The organism is Agathobaculum sp., assembly GCF_022775115.1.
Classification (GTDB): domain Bacteria; phylum Bacillota; class Clostridia; order Oscillospirales; family Butyricicoccaceae; genus Agathobaculum.
In genome coordinates this window covers 1-15898 of the sequence record NZ_JALFLA010000016.1, presented here as the reverse complement: position 1 = coordinate 15898, position 15898 = coordinate 1, and the positions used below count along the sequence as shown (strand labels likewise).

Here is a 15898-nt window from a genome sequence, read left to right as displayed (position 1 = left end):
TCTTTGACAACAAGGCCGCAGTCAGCGTTGACCGGAGCTATCTATTTGGACAGTCCGGTGGAATTCCAAAGCGGAGACTGGACACTGGATTTGAACAGCAACAACCTCAAAGGCGCAATGGATAGTAGTGTGATCCTTGTCATCGGCGGCAGCTTGACGGTCACCGATACCGGCACCGGCGGTGAGGTGATGTCCGGCTCCACTGGCACCGGCATCGTGGTTGCGGACAACGGCAGCATGGTGGTCACGGACAGCGCCAGCGTGGTGGTCACCGGCGGCTCAATCGGAACCGGCATCGGTGGTCAAAGACTCTCTCTTGCACCCGGCTCGGCCGGCGGCTATCTTTACCCCAACGGCAGTGCGTGGGACATGAAGGGAAATGTCACCGTCCCCAAGGGCCTGACGGTGACTGTCACCGAGAGTCGGCCGCTGACCATCGCCGATGATTATACGCTTACCCTCGATACCGGGGCGCGGCTGATAAACGACAACAACAGTATTACGGTAAATGAAAACGGCAAGCTCAAAAATAACGGCATCGTCGAGCTGACCGCCGACGGCTATCATTGGGACGCGGCTGGCAAGACCTTGACCTTGCACGGTATTTCCATCACCGGCAGTCTGAAGCTGCCGGATGTCAGTCCTATGCGGGTTGTCACCGAGGACGAGAGCTATGTCGATCGCATCGAATTTCCATTCAGCTATTCTTCTAACGTGCTCTTTTCCGGTACAGCACCGCTGACCGTCCAGCAAAAAATTTCCGACTATCAGTCAACCGAACTCACCATCGAAGCAGGCGCGGCGCTTCGTGCTTTGAGCGCTATCGAGGTAGGCGCCTCCGGTGGTGTGGATTCCTCGATCACAGCAAACGGAATGCTGACCTCAAATGGCGGCTCGGACAACTACGCCCTCTACGCGGGCAAAGTGACGATAGGGAGCACGGGCGCACTGACCGTCTCGGGTGACAAGGGCGTTCGGGTCAACGGCGTAAGACCTTTAGGCGGCAATATCGTTTTTACCGATGCATTCAAGCTGGAAAACGGCGGCAAATTTACTGGCAACTGCAATCATTTTAATGTCATGGTATTTACCTATACCACCGAGATAAACGATGCGGATATAGGACAATTCCTCGTCCTGCCGTCAATTATCTGTCCGGCGGCTATGCCATGCAGCGGGTTATTGATGAGGCGAATGGCCAGTATGCCGTCACCATTGCACCGGTAGGCGCAGCATTGACACTGGACAGCGGAACACTGACCGGCTCGGGCGGTCAGCTGACCCTCCAGCAGCCTGCTGCTCTTGATGGCGGCTCTGGTGGCTCGGATGGTTCGAGCGGTTCACCCCTATGCTGTCACGGTACAGGCTGCTGTGAACGGCTCTGTGACCGTCAGCCGCAGAAGCGCGCTCCGGGGCGCGACCATCACGATCACCGCCACGCCCAACGGGGGCTTCGTCATAGCAGATGCGACCGTCACCGACAGGAGCGGAGAGAAGCTTTCGCTGACCGGGCAGGGCGGCGGTAGGTACACGTTCACTATGCCTGCTTCCGATGTAACCGTCAAGGCGGCTTTTGTCTCTGAAGGATACAAACCCGAGGCTTGCAGCGGCGACGATACATGTCCATCCCGCGCCTTTACCGATCTGGATGACGGCAAGTGGTATCACGACGCTGTCAATTTCGTGATTGGCAATAACCTGATGCACGGCGTTGGCCGCGGCTTGTTCGATCCGGACGGCCGTATGTCCCGCGCCATGCTGTGCCAGATCCTGTACGACAAAGCAGGGCGACCCGCCGTGAGCGGCGAAAGCATCTTTTCCGATGTTGCCAAAGGAGTCTGGTATACAGACGCTATTATCCGGGCTAATGAGAACGCCATCGCGGAAGGCTACGGCGGCGGCTTGTACGGCCCCGACGACCGCATCACGCGCGAGCAGCTTGCGGCCATCCCCTGGCGCTATGCAGGCAGTCCGTCAAGCAGCCACAGCCTGGGTCATTTTACCGACGCGGAGCAGATCAGCGGCTACGCGCAGACAGCGCTGGCATGGGCCAATGAAAACAGCATTGTGAACGGTAAGGGTGAGGGTATCCTCGACCCGCAGGGCAACGCCACCCGCGCGGAAGCGGCGCAGATGCTGATGAACTTCTATAGTAAGTTCGCGCAATAAACCGCAGCCATACGCCGGGGAGACTGCTTGTCGTCCGAAGCATATGAAGCGTCGCGTCAAAATGGCATCGGCGCTGCGCGGGCTTCAACAAGCCGTTTGATGTCCATAACCGCTGTTCCAACTGCTTGTTCTATGCGGTCTCTGAAATTTTCTTTTTTGCGGAATGATATTTTGTCGGCTGCTGCATACTATTTAACGGTATGGCCGTCAATATTTTCGCTTTACAAATGGCGCGTAATTTGCTATGCTTAATACAGGACGAGGGGAGGATATCCCCGCTGCAACCGCAATCAACAAAAATAAGGAGGTGCCGGAGCGATGAGCGAAGCATACGGCAACGATTTCGTGACCCTGATTGACGAGGACGGCAACGAGGTTGAGTTTGAGCATATCGACACCGTGGAATATCAGGGCACGACCTATCTGGCCTTTATTCCGGCCGAGCTTTCCATCGAAGAGGAGGCTGAGGTCGTCATCATGCAAATCGTTTCGGAGGACGGCGAGGAGATGCTCGAAGCCGTCGAGGACGATGATATCGCGGATGCGGTATTCAACATGGTGATGGAGCGCGCCGAGGCCGAGGAGGACGAATAATCCCCGTCCCAAACGCGAATGATCCCTGCCCTGTGCGACAGCGACCCCTTTTTAACCCACATTTTTAGTACGGGATTTCGACAGGTTTCGATACCGAGCAGCAGGCCTCCCGGGTATACACGGATGTTGGAAGCGCAGACGTATCGAACAGAAAACCCACCTGCATAGTTGTGCAGGTTACTAATCGGGTCGCATCGGCAGGGTGGGGTTTATTATTTAAGAAGATAGCGTAACACCCCCTGTGCAGGCTTGTTTTCCTGCGCAGGGGGTGCTTTCATTGTAATGCGCCTTGCCGGACTTTCCCGGGACGGTTTTTACCGGAGTACTGCGCCCTGATCGGCTGAGGTGACGAGCCGCGCGTAGCGCGCCAGCCATCCGCTTTTGATATTCGGCTCGCGGGGCGTGAAGCGCGCGCGGCGGGCTTGCAGCTCCTCGTCGGACAGCTTGACGTTGACCCGGCTGGCCGGGATATCAATCGAAATGATATCGCCCTCCTGCACCAGCGCGATCGCGCCGCCCGCAGCCGCCTCGGGCGAAACATGGCCGATGGACGCGCCGCGCGACGCGCCGGAAAAACGCCCGTCGGTGATGAGCGCGCAATCCCGGTCGAGCTGCATACCCGCCAGCGCTGAGGTGGGATTGAGCATCTCGCGCATGCCGGGTCCGCCCTTCGGGCCTTCGTAGCGGATGACCACCACGTCACCCTTGTTGATCTTGCCCGCATAGATGGCCGCGATCGCCTCATCCTCGGAATCAAACACGCGCGCCGGCCCCTCGTGCACCATCATTTCGGGCGCGACCGCGCTGCGCTTGACCACGCAGCCATCCTTTGCGATGTTGCCCCACAGCACGGCGATGCCGCCAGTCTCGGAGTACGGCTCTTCAATCGGGCGAATGATCTCGGGATTCTGGTTGACCACACCCGCCAGATTTTCGCCGACCGTTCTGCCGGTCACGGTGATGAGCGACAGGTCGAGCAGGTCACGCCCCGTCAACTCCTTCATGATGGCAGGCACGCCGCCCGCCAGATCCAGCTCCTCGATATGGTGCGGCCCTGCGGGCGCCAGATGGCAGAGATTGGGCACCTTGGCGGACAGCTCATTGAGCATTTGCAGGTCGAGCGGTACGCCCGCTTCATTGGCCAGCGCCAGCAGGTGCAGCACCGAGTTGGTCGAGCAGCCGATGGCCATTTCGCAGGTCAGCGCGTTGCGGAAGGCCGCAGGCGTCAGGATATCGCGCGGCTTGATATCGCGCGCGACCAGCTCCATGATCTGCATACCGGCGCGCTTTGCCAGATGGATACGCGCCGCGTGCACGGCCGGAATGGTGCCATTGCCGGGCAGCGCCATACCGATGGCCTCGGACAGGCAGTTCATCGAATTTGCGGTGTACATACCCGAGCACGAGCCGCACCCCGGGCACGAGCCGCACTCGCACTCGAGCAGCTTCTCGTCGTCAATCAGGCCGGCCTTGTATGCGCCGACCGTCTCAAAGGTTTTGGAGAGCGATATCTCCTCGCCGTCGTACTTGCCAGCCAGCATCGGCCCGCCGGAGATGACGATCGACGGAATGTTGATCCGTGCCGCCGCCATCATCATGCCGGGTACGATCTTGTCGCAGTTTGGGATCAGCACAAGGCCGTCGAACTGGTGCGCCTGCGCCAGCGTTTCCACGCTGTCCGCGATCAGCTCGCGGCTGGGCAGCGAATACTTCATGCCGATATGACCCATGGCAATGCCGTCGCACACGCCGATGGCGGGCACCATCACCGGCGTGCCGCCTGCGATGCGCACGCCTGCCTTGGCTGCGTCGGTGATCTTGTCAAGGTTGATATGTCCCGGGATGATCTCGGTATAGGCCGAGACAACGCCGATGAGCGGGCGTTTCATCTCCTCCTCGGTCAAGCCGCAGGCGCGCAGCAGCGAACGGTTGGGCATCCGCTCCGCGCCCGCGGTGATATTGTCGCTTCTTTTGGGCACAGCTTTTCCTCCTTTTGCAAAGCAGGCGGACGGAAGCCCGCCCGCCTGTGCGCTTGTTTCACTCGTCGCGCCGCACCGGGCGCGATGTTATATTATGGTTTATATCCATCAAAAGTGCGGGCTTTACTCGTGCTTTTGATACAAGAACGGAGAAAAGTTTCGCTTGTCGGAACTTTTCGCAGTCCCAGACGTGTCCGCGCAAAGCGCGGCGCGTCCATCTCATTTGAACCTGTACGGTTCAAATCGTTTATTTTTTCAGCCAGCTCATCATGCTGCGCAGCTTCTTGCCGGTCTCCTCGAGCTGGGTGTCGGCCTCGAGCGCGCGGGAGGCGAGGAAGTGCGCGCGGCCGCCCGCGCGGTTCTCCTGAATCCACTCAGACGCGAAGGTACCGTCCTGAATCTCGCGCAGGATCTTCTTCATCTCCTTGCGGGTCTCCTCGGTGATGATGCGCTTGCCGGTGCGGTAATCACCGTACTCAGCAGTATCGGAGATCGAGTAGCGCATCTTGGCGAAGCCGCCCTCGTTGATCAGGTCAACAATCAGTTTCATCTCATGCACACACTCGAAATAGGCGTTCTCGGGCGCATAACCGGCCTCGACCAGCGTCTCAAAGCCGGCCTTCATCAACTCGCACACACCGCCGCAGAGCACGGCCTGCTCGCCGAACAGGTCGGTCTCGGTCTCGGTTTTGAAGGTAGACTCCAGAATGCCCGCACGGCCGCCGCCGATGCCCGCAGCGTAAGCCAGCGCGATATCCAGCGCCTTGCCGGAAGCGTCCTGATGTACGCAGACCAGATCGGGCACGCCTGCGCCCTCGACAAACTGCGAACGGACGGTGTGACCCGGCCCCTTGGGCGCGACCATGATAACGTCCACATCAGTCGGCGGGACGATCTGCTTGTAGTGGATGTTGAAGCCATGCGCGAAGGCCAGCACATTGCCGGGCTTGAGGTTGGGCTCGACTACCTCCTTGTAGATGTCGGCCTGCTTCTCGTCGGGCACGAGCATCATGATGATGTCGCCCGCGGCGGCGGCCTCGGCCGGGGTCAGCACCTCAAGACCGTAGGACTTGGCCTTCTCCGCGTGTCCAGAGCCGGGACGCAGGCCGACGACAACGTGCACGCCCGAATCCTTCAGGTTCATCGCGTGCGCGTGACCCTGCGAGCCGAAGCCGAGCACCGCGACCGTCTTGCCGTCCAGCAGGGACAGGTTGCAGTCCGCATCATAGAACATCTTTACCATTTTTATTTCCTCCTAATTTTAATAGCAATCAAAGGGCTTATTTCTGAATGGCTGTCACGCCCGAGCGGCACATTTCCAGCACCTCGAAGTTCGATATGACGTCAAGGAAGGCATCAATGCGGCTGGGCACCTCGGTCAGCTCGACGATGATCGTGTTGCCGGTCGACTCGACGATGCGTGCGCCGTACAGGTCAGCGATCTGGCGGATGGCCTCGCGCACGTCGCTGCTGTCGGTCAGCAGCTTGACGAATACCAGCTCGCGGCAATAGGAGTCGTCCTCCTGTAAGTGCCGCACCCATATGGTCTCCTCCAGCTTGGATACCTGCTTGATGATCTGCTCGAGCGTCGGCTCATCGCCGGTGACGATGATCGACATACGCGAGATGGCGGGGTTGGTGGTGGCCGAAACGGTCAGAGATTCGATGTTGAACCCGCGGCGGCCAAACAGGCTGGATACGCGGGCAAGCACGCCCGAATTATTCTGTACCAGCACGGAAAGGATATGTTTCATCATTTTTCTTCTCCTTCCGTCACTCGGCTACCATATCGGCCACCGCGCCGCCCGCCGGGATCATGGGCAGCACGCGCTCATCCTTGTCGATCAGGCAGTCGATCAGCACTGGACCGGTGCGCTGCAGCGCCGCGGCGAACGCCTCTCGGAACTCGGCCAAATTGGACGCGCGGTAGCCGCGCGCGCCAAAGGCCTCGGCCAGCTTGACATAGTCGGTCTTGCGGTACGGGTCGGTCTGCGAATACCGCTTTTCGTAAAACATGGTCTGCCACTGGCGCACCATGCCCAGCACCTGATTGTTCATGATGACTGTGATGACCGGCAGACCGTAGGACACCGCCGTGCAAATCTCGTTGAGGTTCATATGGAAGGATGCATCGCCCGTGATGTGTACGACTGTCCGCTCCGGGAAAGCGACCTGCGCGCCCATCGCCGCGCCATAGCCAAAGCCCATTGTGCCAAGGCCGCCCGAGGTCAAAAACCGGCGCGGATGCTTGCGGCCGCTGTACTGCGCCGCCCACATCTGGTGCTGGCCGACATCGGTCGCAATGATGGTCTCGGAATCGGTCAGCTCGTCGATCACCTGCATCAGCTGGTGCGGACGGAGCACGCTTTCATCATCCTTAGGCACATAATCGAGCTTGACCCGCCACTGATGTATCTGCTCGAGCCATGCATCGTGCTTTGCCGGCTTGACATACGGTAAAAACTGCTGCAAAAAGCTGCGCGCATCGCTGACGATCGAATAGGTCGCGCCGACGTTTTTATTGATCTCCGCCGCGTCGATATCGACGTGGACGATCTGCGCTCCGGTCGCAAAACGGCTCGCATCGGTCGCCACGCGGTCGGAAAAGCGCGCGCCGATCGAGAGCAGCAGGTCGCATTTGTCCACCGCCCAAGCGTTGGATACCTTGCCGTGCATACCGACCCAGCCCAGTTCGAGCGGATCGTCCGGCACGGCGCCGATCGCCATGAGTGTATGCACCGCCGGGATACCGGCCTTGTGCATCAGCGCCAGCAGATCGCCACCGGCATCCGATAGCCCGACGCCGCCGCCGTAGTAAATGACAGGGCGCTCGGCCTTGGCCAACATTTCAGCCACGGTTTGCAGCTGCTCCTCGGGAATGACATAGCCCTCTGTCACGCTGACCTTGGCCTGCGGGTGATACTCACCCATCGCGGCGGTGACATCCTTGGGGATATCGACCAGCACCGGGCCGGGCCGCCCGCTTGCGGCGATGCGGAATGCAGCGCGGATGGTGTCCGCAAGCTCCTCCACCCGGCGCACGACGAAATTGTGCTTGGTGATCGGCATGGTAATGCCGGCGATGTAGACCTCCTGAAAAGAATCTCTGCCGATCAACGCCGTGCCGACGTTGCCCGTGATGGCGACCATCGGGATAGAGTCCATATAAGCGGTGGCGATGCCCGTGACCAGATTGGTCGCGCCCGGGCCGGACGTTGCAAGGCACACGCCCACCTTGCCGGTGGCTCTCGCGTAGCCGTCGGCGGCGTGGGACGCGCCCTGTTCATGAGCGGTCAAAATATGTCGAATGCGGTCGCTGTTTTTGTAAAGCGCGTCATAAATATTGAGGACTGCGCCGCCGGGATAGCCGAAGATCGTATCAACACCCTGCTCTACCAGCACATCCACCAATATTTCCGAGCCGTTCTTTACCATGAAAACCGCCTCCTTTCTTCTCCTTGTCGTTTGTACAGAAAATAAAAAAGTCCCTGTCCCCTCAAAGAGACAAAGACTACACTCTGCGGTACCACTCTTTTTGCCGCACGCCTAAGCCGCGCGGCCACTCACCCGATCCTGTAACGCGAATCACGCGGAACGACCTACACAGGGCCTTGTTTCATCCCTTTTCAGCCGCTCGGCTCACGGAGGACTTTCGCGCATCCTTCTTCCGCCGTCTTGCACCGTCCGACGGCTCTCTGCATGGATTGGGGAAGCTACTTTTCCGGTCATCGCCTGTTTTGATATTGGAAGTGTACTGTTTTATTATACGGCGCTCTTTCGCGGTTGTCAACAGCTTTTCGTCATTTGCGCGGTGGCTGCTCTCCGCACTCGCCGCGACGGCTTTCTTCCTGCCGTGGGAATAATCCCCTTGCTGCCCGTCCATACTATGGATGATTCCACTTGGAAAAGAGGCTATAACCATGTCCGTACCTTTGCTGCGCACGCTGATCCTGTATCTCGCCGTCGTTGCGGCCGTGCGCTTGATGGGCAAACGGCAGATCGGTGAGCTTAACCCCGGCGAGCTGGTCGTTACCATTCTGATCTCCGATCTGGCCGCCATCCCCATGCAGGATCTCGGCATTCCGATGTTCGCCGGCCTTGTGCCGATCGCCACGCTGATCGCGCTGGAAATCCTGCTGAGCCATATCGCGCTCAAAAGCCGCGCCTTTCGCCGCCTGCTCAACGGCCAGCCGGCCATTATTATCCGCGGCGGGATGCTCGATATCCGCAAGCTGCGCCAGATGCGCCTGACGACCGACGAGGTCGTGGAAAACCTGCGCAAGCAGAACGTCACCTCGGTGTCCGATGTGAAATATGGCGTAATCGAGCCAGACGGCACGCTGTCCGTCATCCTCAAGCAGCCGCAGCAGCCGGTCACCGCGGAAATGCTCGGCCTGACGCCCAAGGACACCGGCCTGCCGCTCGTCGTGGTGTCGGACGGCAAGCTGGTGCAGCGCTCGCTCGACCTGCTCCGGCTGGACGGCAAGGCTGTTGAAAACCGGCTGAAAAACCAAAGCATCGCCCTGCGGGATGTCTTTCTGATGACGCTTGACGACTGCGGCAACACCTTCATACAGCGAAAGGAGGGAGCCTGATATGCGGCGCCTGTTGATCGCTTTCGTCGTGCTGGCTCTGCTGCTCTGGGGCAGCCTGTGGAGCAGCAGCACGGTCGAGCGCACGGTAAATGAGGTCGTGGCGGCGCTGGAAGCCGATGAGCTGGAGCAAGCCTACGCGCTTTGGATGCGCGCGCAGAGCAAATTCGGCGCGCTGTTGCTGCACGATGAGCTGGATCAGGCCAATTTGCTGTTCGCGCGGCTGCGTGCAGCACAGGCCGCCGGGCTGGAGGACGATCTGCGCGTCGACCGCGCCGAACTGCTCTCTCAGCTGCGACACCTGCCCGAACTGGAGAAGCCCAGCATCATGAACCTGCTGTAAACGCCAAAAAAATTGCTGCGCTTTTGCGCGATTTGACGGTTGCTTTTTTCTGCTCCATATGTTAATATTTATTTGCAATTGATATTTGTTATCATTATGAGGAGGAGCTTACCCATGAACAACGCCGTTTACAAAAAAATCAATTACAGCCTTGCGCTCGTATCCACCGTGGCCGACGGCCGCAATTTCGGCTGCATCATCAACTCGCTGCATCAGGTCACCTCGTCCCGTCCGCCGCGCTTTACGCTGTCGATGAACAACGATTCGGCCACCTGCGCCGCGCTCAAGCAGAGCGGCGTGTGCGCCGCCACCCTGCTGGCCTCCGATGCGCCCGACCGCGTGGTCAACGAATTTGGCTACAAATCCGGCCGTGCGGTCGATAAATTCGCTGCTTTCCCCTTTGAGACGGACGCCAAGGGCTGCCCCTACCTGCGGGAAGGGATGCTCTCCCGCCTGAGCTTCAAGGTCAGCGAAACGGTCTCGATCGGCTCGTACACGCTGTTTATCTGCGACCTGCTTGACGCCGAGGTGCTGTCCGCCGGCGAATGCCTGACCGTGCGCGATTTTGAAAAGCGGGGCGAGGATGTGCCGCCCGTCGCGCCGGTTTACCACGAGTTGGACGCGGACGCGGGTTGGAAGTGCACGGTTTGCGGCTATGTCCGCTTGTCCGAGGATATCCCGGACGACTTCATCTGCCCGATCTGCCGCGCGCCGCGCAGTAAATTCATCAAGCGCAGCGAGGGCTGACGTACTTTGTCTGCGCAGGCACAAAGCAAGGGCCTTCTGGCGGTATCCGCGGCATGAACCGCCCCAAATTGTGTGAGCGGCACAGGGTGCCCCTGCATAGGAGATATATTGTTTTAAGCGGAGTGGTGCAGCATCAGCGGTGCCGCTCCGTTTTTAGCCGGACACGCCTGCGGCCATGAAAGAGAATGCAGCAGGCGGGCAAATCGTTGGTTTGCTGCAAGGGGCGAGAGCAAACCCCGTTTTTGAAAACAGATGCCGCGCGGCGGACATCTTGACGGTAGTATAGCGGAGCATAGAAAGAAAGCTTTATCTGAATAGTTATGTACAAAAAAGAAAAGTGGAGCGAAATGCTTGACGGAGCGGCTGTTCTGTGTTAAAATTGCAACAGGCATCATAAGCGATGGCGGTGATCTGGATACTGCTGTCGCTTGTTGCGTTTTAGGGTCGCTTTTCCGCGTGTGCGGAAGCCGCCGTGGGGATGCGGCGCCGCGGCCCGCCAAATGAAAGTAAGGAGAATCACAACATGAAAAAAGCACTTTCCCTGCTTGTCGCTGCCGGTCTGGCTTTGGGGCTGGCCGCCTGCGGCAACAACTCCTCCGGCACGGCGGCAGGCAACAATGCGCCCGTCGGCGCAGCGGACGGAGGCAAGGTCTGGGTCATCGCTTCGGATACGGTGTTCAAGCCCTTTGAGTACACCGATGCTTCGGGCAACTTTGTCGGTATTGACGTGGACATCGTCGCGGCTGTGGCCGAGGATCAGGGCTTTCAGTATGAGATGAGAAGCCTTGGCTGGGACGCCGCCATTGCGGCCTGCCAAGCCGGTCAGGCGGACGGCATGATCGCGGGCGCTTCCATCACCGAGGAGCGCAAGCAGAGCGGCTGGATCTTCTCTGACGGCTACTACACCGCCACCCAGTGCATGACCGTGGCCGAAGGCTCGGATATCGCCGGTTTTGCCGACCTGAGCGGCAAGACTGTTGCCGTCAAGACCGGTACACAGGGTGCTGCCTACGCGGAGAGCCTGAAGGACGAATACGGCTTCAGCATCACCTACTTTGAGGACTCCCCCACGATGTATCAGGCGGTGATGGGCGGTCAGGCGGTCGCCTGCTTTGAGGATACGCCCATCATGGCTGCGTCCATCAAGGAGGGCGGCTTGGCGTTGCGGATCGTGGACGGCACGGAGAATGAGGGTGCTCCCTATGGCTTTGCCATCTTCAACGCTGACAATCAGGAACTGATCGACATGTTCAACGCCGGTCTGGCCAACATCAAGGCCAACGGCAAGTATGATGAGATCATCGCCAAGTATCTGGGCTGACAGCAAGCAAGAAGGTTTCAGGGGGCACTGGTTCGTTCCGGCGCCCCCTGTCTTTATAAGGCTCTGTTGGCGCTGTGTGCTGATAAGGCTGGCTTTCTGCTCGCGGAAAACAGCATAGCAAAAAAACAATATATCCGCTGCGGCGGGTATTATCGACAATAAAGCATACAGTATTTGTATCAGCACACATGGCTAACAGAGTTTTTTTAGAAAGGAGTTGCGCCCCGTGATTGTTCAAATCATCACCACCTACGGGTCTTTGCTGCTGCGTGCAATGGGTCAAACGCTGCTGCTGGCGTTGTGCGGCCTGTTTTTTGCCTGCATTTTGGGTCTGATCTTCGGCCTGCTGAGCGTGCTGAAAAGCCGCGTGTGTAATGCGATCTCCACCATTTTTGTGGATGTGATCCGCGGCGAGCCGATGATCGTGCTGGCGTTCTTTATTTACTTTGGCGTGCCGCAGTTGTTCAACAGCATTTTGCGCATTCCCATGATGCTCTCCGCTCTGCAAGCGGGTACGATCGCGCTGGCGCTCAACTGCGGCGCGTATATGGCCGAGATCATCCGCGCCGGCATCCAGAGCGTGGACAAGGGACAGATGGAGGCCGCACGCAGTCTGGGTCTGCCTTACTGGAAGGCCATGCAGAAGGTCGTGCTGCCGCAGGCCATCCGCACCATGATCCCCTCGATCATCAACCAGTTCATCATTACGCTCAAGGACACCTCTATCCTGTCGATCATCGGCTTTCCCGAGCTGGTCAATACCGCAAAAAACGTGGTAGCCAATACGATGCGCTCGTTTGAGGTATGGTTCATCGTGGGCGTGATGTATCTGATCGTTATCACGATTCTGTCCCGGTTTGCCAAGGCGATGGAGAGGAGGATCAACCGTGGCCGCGAATAAGCAAAACGCAAAGATCCATGTTTCCCATTTGAAAAAAAGCTTCGGTGCGCTGGAGGTGCTCAAGGATGTCTCCATCGACATCTACGAGGGCGAGGTGGTCGTTATTTTAGGCCCCTCGGGCAGTGGCAAGTCAACCTTTCTGCGCTGCCTGAACCGGCTGGAGGATATCACCAGCGGCACGGTCGTGGTCGACGGCTATGACATTACCGACAAGCACACCGACATGAACAAGGTGCGGGAAAACGTGGGCATGGTGTTCCAGCATTTCAACCTGTTTAATAATCTGGATGTGATGGGCAATATGGTGCTTGCGCCCACCGAGCTGAAAAAGGCCACCAAGGCCGAGGCGCGGGAAAATGCGATGCGGCTGCTCCGGCGCGTCGGTCTGTCGGACAAGGCAGAGGCCTTTCCTGCGCAGCTCTCCGGCGGGCAGAAGCAGCGCGTTGCTATCGCCCGCGCGCTGGCCATGAATCCTGACATCCTGCTGTTTGACGAGCCGACCTCGGCGCTCGATCCGGAGATGGTCGGCGAGGTGCTTCAGGTCATGCAGAATCTTGCGCAGGAGGGTATGACGATGGTGGTCGTCACCCATGAGATCGGTTTTGCCCGTGAGGTCGCCAGCCGCGTGATTTTTATGGAGGGCGGCTATATCGTGGAGGAGGGCACGCCGGACGAGGTCATCAACCACCCGCGTGAGCAGCGCACGATCGACTTTTTGAGTAAGGTATTGTGACAGGACAATACGGTGGACAGAGGCGGAGGCGGCTGGCTTCCGCCTTTCTTTCTATCGGTGGGTGGCTGCGCTTGCGTTTGCCGCACCAGTCGGTTATAATGAATAAACAGGGTAACAGGAGGACAAATAAATGAGAAAGATCATTACCATCGGCCGGCAATTTGGTGCGGGCGGCGGCGAGATCGGCCGGCGTGTCGCGGACGCGCTGGGGATTCCGTTTTATAACAAGGATCTGATCCTGCGCACTGCCAAGGCTTCGGTCGGGCTCTCGCCCGCGCAGGTGCGCCAGTGGGACGAGCGTGTGCCGACGGATTTTGGCCTGACGCAGAGCCTGTTTGATTTTTACAACCGCCCACTGAGCGACAAGTTGTGGGAGGCGCAGGTCAAGGCGATCCGTGAGATCGCCGACCGGGAGAGCTGCGTGATCGTCGGACGCAACGCGGATTATATCCTGCGGGAGTTTGACCACTGTCTGCGGGTGTTCATCCACGCGGATTTTGAGTGGCGCGTCGAGCGGATGAGCGGCCTGATGCATGACGTCAGCCCTGAAAAGCTGCGGGCAAATATCCGCGCGGCGGACAAAGCCCGCAAGGCCTACTGCACCCGCTACACCGGCCACCACTACGCGGACGCGACCAGCTTCGATCTGACGCTATGCACCAGCCGTCTGGGAATCGACGCGGCGCTGGCGCTGATTTTGCAGGCGGCTGGGCAGCTATGAGCGGAACGATACATTCTTTTGACTGAATGCGGCAAAATAAACCAAAATGAGTAGACTTTGTGAAACGGCTGTGGTATACTGGTAACATATACCGGGGCATAGCGAAAAATGTACACATAAAAAGTGTCGTACATGGATGCAAATAGTAACTGTTATCAATTAAAAATTTTTATCTATTTTTCTGAAAATATATTGACTTTTGTGTGGAACACGATTATACTAAAGATGTTCCAGTTAGAGAAGGGGAGGAACAAAGTGAGAATCACGCACGAAGCGGATTACGCGATTCGCGTGACATACTATCTGGCTGTGACCGGAGAAAAACAGTGCGCAAAGGATATTTCAGAGTCGACCGGCATTACGCTGCGCTTTGCTTTGAAGATTCTGCGCAAGCTGACCAAGGCCGGCATCACGAAATCCTACAAGGGTGTGTCAGGTGGTTATGAGCTTATGCGTGCCCCTGCGGATATCAGTCTGGGCGAGATCATTGAATGCATAGATGGACCGATTGCAATCAATCACTGTCTGTCCAATGAGTTTCAATGTACTTGCGTAGGTAGTCGGCAGGAGTGTGATTTTCACCGTGTGTTCGGCAAAATCAACCGTTCTCTGCGCGATCAGCTGATGGCCATTACGATGGACCGCTTTGTTCCGGCTGATAACTAATAAGTTCAACTATTTATTTTAGGAGGAAGAAAACCATGAAGAAGTTTGTTTGCACCGTTTGCGGTTATGTACATGAAGGCGACTCCGCTCCGGCTGAGTGCCCCATCTGCCACGCTCCCGCGGCTAAGTTCCAGGAGCAGTCTGGCGAGAGAACTTGGGCTTGCGAGCACGTTGTCGGTGTGGCGCAGGGCGCTCCCGAGGACATCATGAAGGATCTGCGCATGAACTTCGAGGGCGAGTGCACCGAGGTTGGCATGTATCTGGCGATGTCCCGCGTTGCTCATCGTGAGGGCTATCCGGAGATCGGCCTGTACTGGGAGAAGGCCGCTTTCGAGGAGGCTGAGCACGCTTCCAAGTTCGCTGAGCTGCTCGGTGAGGTCGTGACCAACTCGACCAAGAAGAACCTCGAGATGCGTGTCGAGGCTGAGAACGGTGCTACCGCCGGCAAGTTCGATCTGGCCAAGCGCGCCAAGGAGCACAATCTGGATGCGATCCATGACACCGTTCATGAGATGGCTAAGGACGAGGCTCGCCACGGCAAGGCATTTGCTGGCCTGCTGAAGCGTTACTTCTAATTCGCTGAAATAGCAACATTTTAAACCCCTTGACGATAGGAAACACCCCATCGTCAAGGGGGTTTCTAATTTTCAGACACGAAACTAAAAGACTAAAATGTTGTCATCTCAACACATTCTCAAAACATATTTTTGAAAATCTCAAGGGAAATCCATGGGAAAAAACTTCGATTTTACCCCTAAAAAATCCTTTCCCTTGAGTGCTTTTCCCTTGAGTTGCCCTGAAACCCTTGGGACACAATGGGTACAGGGTTTAAGACCTTTCCCAAGAGTAGCCGATTTCACTCCATTTTGAAATCATCACATCAAAATCAACTGCAAAACGATACCGGGGGCTGATGGCCCCCGGTATCTTCATAGGGTAGGGTGAAATTGTGTGATTTGGTGATATACCCCCAAGGGTAGCTTACAGGCTAATGCCCAGCTTCTTAGCAATATCCTCAGGAGAAAGGCCACTTTCCTCAGCCTTAGCCAGAACAGCCTTCAACTGCTGCTTGGGGGAAACCTTGGGGTTCAGGACTTCTTCTTTCTTGGCTTTCAGGCTTTCAATGCACTTC

Annotated in this window: 16 protein-coding genes, 1 other RNA gene and 1 other annotated feature; of the genes, 13 read left to right on the top strand and 4 right to left on the bottom strand. The window is 57.7% G+C overall.

The window, feature by feature from the left end:
• Positions 1-45 precede the first annotated feature (45 nt).
• The 4 genes from MR935_RS02050 to ssrS all read left to right on the top strand — a co-directional run bounded on the left by MR935_RS02050 (position 46) and on the right by ssrS (position 2976).
• Positions 46-1227 (top strand): hypothetical protein, encoded by a 1182-nt coding sequence (locus tag MR935_RS02050; protein WP_290570595.1) that lies wholly within the window; start codon positions 46-48, stop codon positions 1225-1227.
• A gap of 99 nt (positions 1228-1326) precedes the next feature.
• Complete coding sequence (locus MR935_RS02045) at positions 1327-2169, top strand: S-layer homology domain-containing protein (protein WP_290570593.1); 843 nt, start codon at positions 1327-1329, stop codon at positions 2167-2169.
• A 318-nt stretch (positions 2170-2487) separates the two neighbouring features.
• Positions 2488-2763, top strand: a complete 276-nt coding sequence (locus MR935_RS02040; protein WP_290570591.1) for a DUF1292 domain-containing protein — start codon at positions 2488-2490, stop codon at positions 2761-2763.
• Positions 2764-2782: 19 nt separating this feature from the next.
• Positions 2783-2976: non-coding RNA, 6S RNA (gene ssrS / locus MR935_RS02035), on the top strand.
• Positions 2977-3077: 101 nt separating this feature from the next.
• Here ssrS and ilvD read toward each other — a convergent pair.
• The 4 genes from ilvD to ilvB form a co-directional block, all read right to left on the bottom strand.
• A complete protein-coding gene (ilvD, locus tag MR935_RS02030) occupies positions 3078-4700 on the bottom strand; it encodes a dihydroxy-acid dehydratase (RefSeq protein ID WP_442863002.1) in 1623 nt (540 codons plus the stop codon).
• Positions 4701-4989: 289 nt separating this feature from the next.
• On the bottom strand, positions 4990-5985 hold the full coding sequence (gene ilvC / locus MR935_RS02025) for a ketol-acid reductoisomerase (RefSeq protein ID WP_290570587.1): 996 nt from the start codon (positions 5983-5985) through the stop codon (positions 4990-4992).
• A 37-nt stretch (positions 5986-6022) separates the two neighbouring features.
• Positions 6023-6499 carry an acetolactate synthase small subunit gene (ilvN, locus tag MR935_RS02020; protein ID WP_290570585.1) on the bottom strand — a complete coding sequence of 159 codons (477 nt, stop codon included), beginning with the start codon at positions 6497-6499 and terminating at the stop codon, positions 6023-6025.
• A gap of 16 nt (positions 6500-6515) precedes the next feature.
• A complete protein-coding gene (gene ilvB / locus MR935_RS02015; RefSeq protein ID WP_290570583.1) occupies positions 6516-8177 on the bottom strand; it encodes a biosynthetic-type acetolactate synthase large subunit in 1662 nt (553 codons plus the stop codon).
• A 62-nt stretch (positions 8178-8239) separates the two neighbouring features.
• Positions 8240-8480 (bottom strand) — a binding site (T-box leader).
• Between the two features lie 182 nt (positions 8481-8662).
• On the opposite strand from ilvB, the gene MR935_RS02010 reads away from it, so the two are divergent.
• From MR935_RS02010 to MR935_RS01970, 9 genes are all read left to right on the top strand, one after another.
• The gene (locus tag MR935_RS02010) at positions 8663-9337 is read left to right on the top strand and encodes a DUF421 domain-containing protein (RefSeq protein WP_290570581.1); all 675 of its coding nucleotides are present in this window, start codon (positions 8663-8665) and stop codon (positions 9335-9337) included.
• Between the two features lies 1 nt (position 9338).
• On the top strand, positions 9339-9677 hold the full coding sequence (locus MR935_RS02005) for a DUF4363 family protein (protein ID WP_290570580.1): 339 nt from the start codon (positions 9339-9341) through the stop codon (positions 9675-9677).
• Positions 9678-9791: 114 nt separating this feature from the next.
• Positions 9792-10424 carry a flavin reductase gene (locus MR935_RS02000; RefSeq protein ID WP_290570579.1) on the top strand — a complete coding sequence of 211 codons (633 nt, stop codon included), beginning with the start codon at positions 9792-9794 and terminating at the stop codon, positions 10422-10424.
• Between the two features lie 523 nt (positions 10425-10947).
• Positions 10948-11745, top strand: coding sequence for a transporter substrate-binding domain-containing protein (locus tag MR935_RS01995; RefSeq protein ID WP_290570577.1), 798 nt, complete (start codon positions 10948-10950; stop codon positions 11743-11745).
• Positions 11746-11971: 226 nt separating this feature from the next.
• Positions 11972-12646, top strand: coding sequence for an amino acid ABC transporter permease (locus MR935_RS01990; protein WP_320766974.1), 675 nt, complete (start codon positions 11972-11974; stop codon positions 12644-12646).
• Positions 12633-13379, top strand: a complete 747-nt coding sequence (locus MR935_RS01985) for an amino acid ABC transporter ATP-binding protein (protein WP_290570575.1) — start codon at positions 12633-12635, stop codon at positions 13377-13379. Before MR935_RS01990 ends, MR935_RS01985 begins: the two co-directional genes overlap by 14 nt.
• A gap of 130 nt (positions 13380-13509) precedes the next feature.
• On the top strand, positions 13510-14100 hold the full coding sequence (locus MR935_RS01980; protein ID WP_290570573.1) for an AAA family ATPase: 591 nt from the start codon (positions 13510-13512) through the stop codon (positions 14098-14100).
• A gap of 255 nt (positions 14101-14355) precedes the next feature.
• Positions 14356-14766 carry an RrF2 family transcriptional regulator gene (locus MR935_RS01975; RefSeq protein WP_290570572.1) on the top strand — a complete coding sequence of 137 codons (411 nt, stop codon included), beginning with the start codon at positions 14356-14358 and terminating at the stop codon, positions 14764-14766.
• A 35-nt stretch (positions 14767-14801) separates the two neighbouring features.
• Entirely contained in the window at positions 14802-15341 is a 540-nt protein-coding gene (locus MR935_RS01970; RefSeq protein ID WP_290570571.1) for an NADH peroxidase, read from the top strand.
• Positions 15342-15898 lie beyond the last annotated feature (557 nt).

What these genes read in the sequence shown, in the direction of transcription:
- MR935_RS01995 (WP_290570577.1), top strand. Translation starts at nt 10,948, where the DNA reads ATGAAAAAAGCACTTTCCCTGCTTGTCGCTGCCGGTCTGGCTTTGGGG.
- MR935_RS02040 (WP_290570591.1), top strand. Translation starts at nt 2,488, where the DNA reads ATGAGCGAAGCATACGGCAACGATTTCGTGACCCTGATTGACGAGGAC.
- ilvC (WP_290570587.1), bottom strand. Translation starts at nt 5,985, where the DNA reads ATGGTAAAGATGTTCTATGATGCGGACTGCAACCTGTCCCTGCTGGAC.
- MR935_RS02045 (WP_290570593.1), top strand. Translation starts at nt 1,327, where the DNA reads ATGGTTCGAGCGGTTCACCCCTATGCTGTCACGGTACAGGCTGCTGTG.
- ilvN (WP_290570585.1), bottom strand. Translation starts at nt 6,499, where the DNA reads ATGATGAAACATATCCTTTCCGTGCTGGTACAGAATAATTCGGGCGTG.
- MR935_RS01980 (WP_290570573.1), top strand. Translation starts at nt 13,510, where the DNA reads ATGAGAAAGATCATTACCATCGGCCGGCAATTTGGTGCGGGCGGCGGC.
- MR935_RS02005 (WP_290570580.1), top strand. Translation starts at nt 9,339, where the DNA reads ATGCGGCGCCTGTTGATCGCTTTCGTCGTGCTGGCTCTGCTGCTCTGG.
- MR935_RS02000 (WP_290570579.1), top strand. Translation starts at nt 9,792, where the DNA reads ATGAACAACGCCGTTTACAAAAAAATCAATTACAGCCTTGCGCTCGTA.
- MR935_RS02010 (WP_290570581.1), top strand. Translation starts at nt 8,663, where the DNA reads ATGTCCGTACCTTTGCTGCGCACGCTGATCCTGTATCTCGCCGTCGTT.
- ilvB (WP_290570583.1), bottom strand. Translation starts at nt 8,177, where the DNA reads ATGGTAAAGAACGGCTCGGAAATATTGGTGGATGTGCTGGTAGAGCAG.
- MR935_RS01970 (WP_290570571.1), top strand. Translation starts at nt 14,802, where the DNA reads ATGAAGAAGTTTGTTTGCACCGTTTGCGGTTATGTACATGAAGGCGAC.
- ilvD (WP_442863002.1), bottom strand. Translation starts at nt 4,700, where the DNA reads ATGCCCAACCGTTCGCTGCTGCGCGCCTGCGGCTTGACCGAGGAGGAG.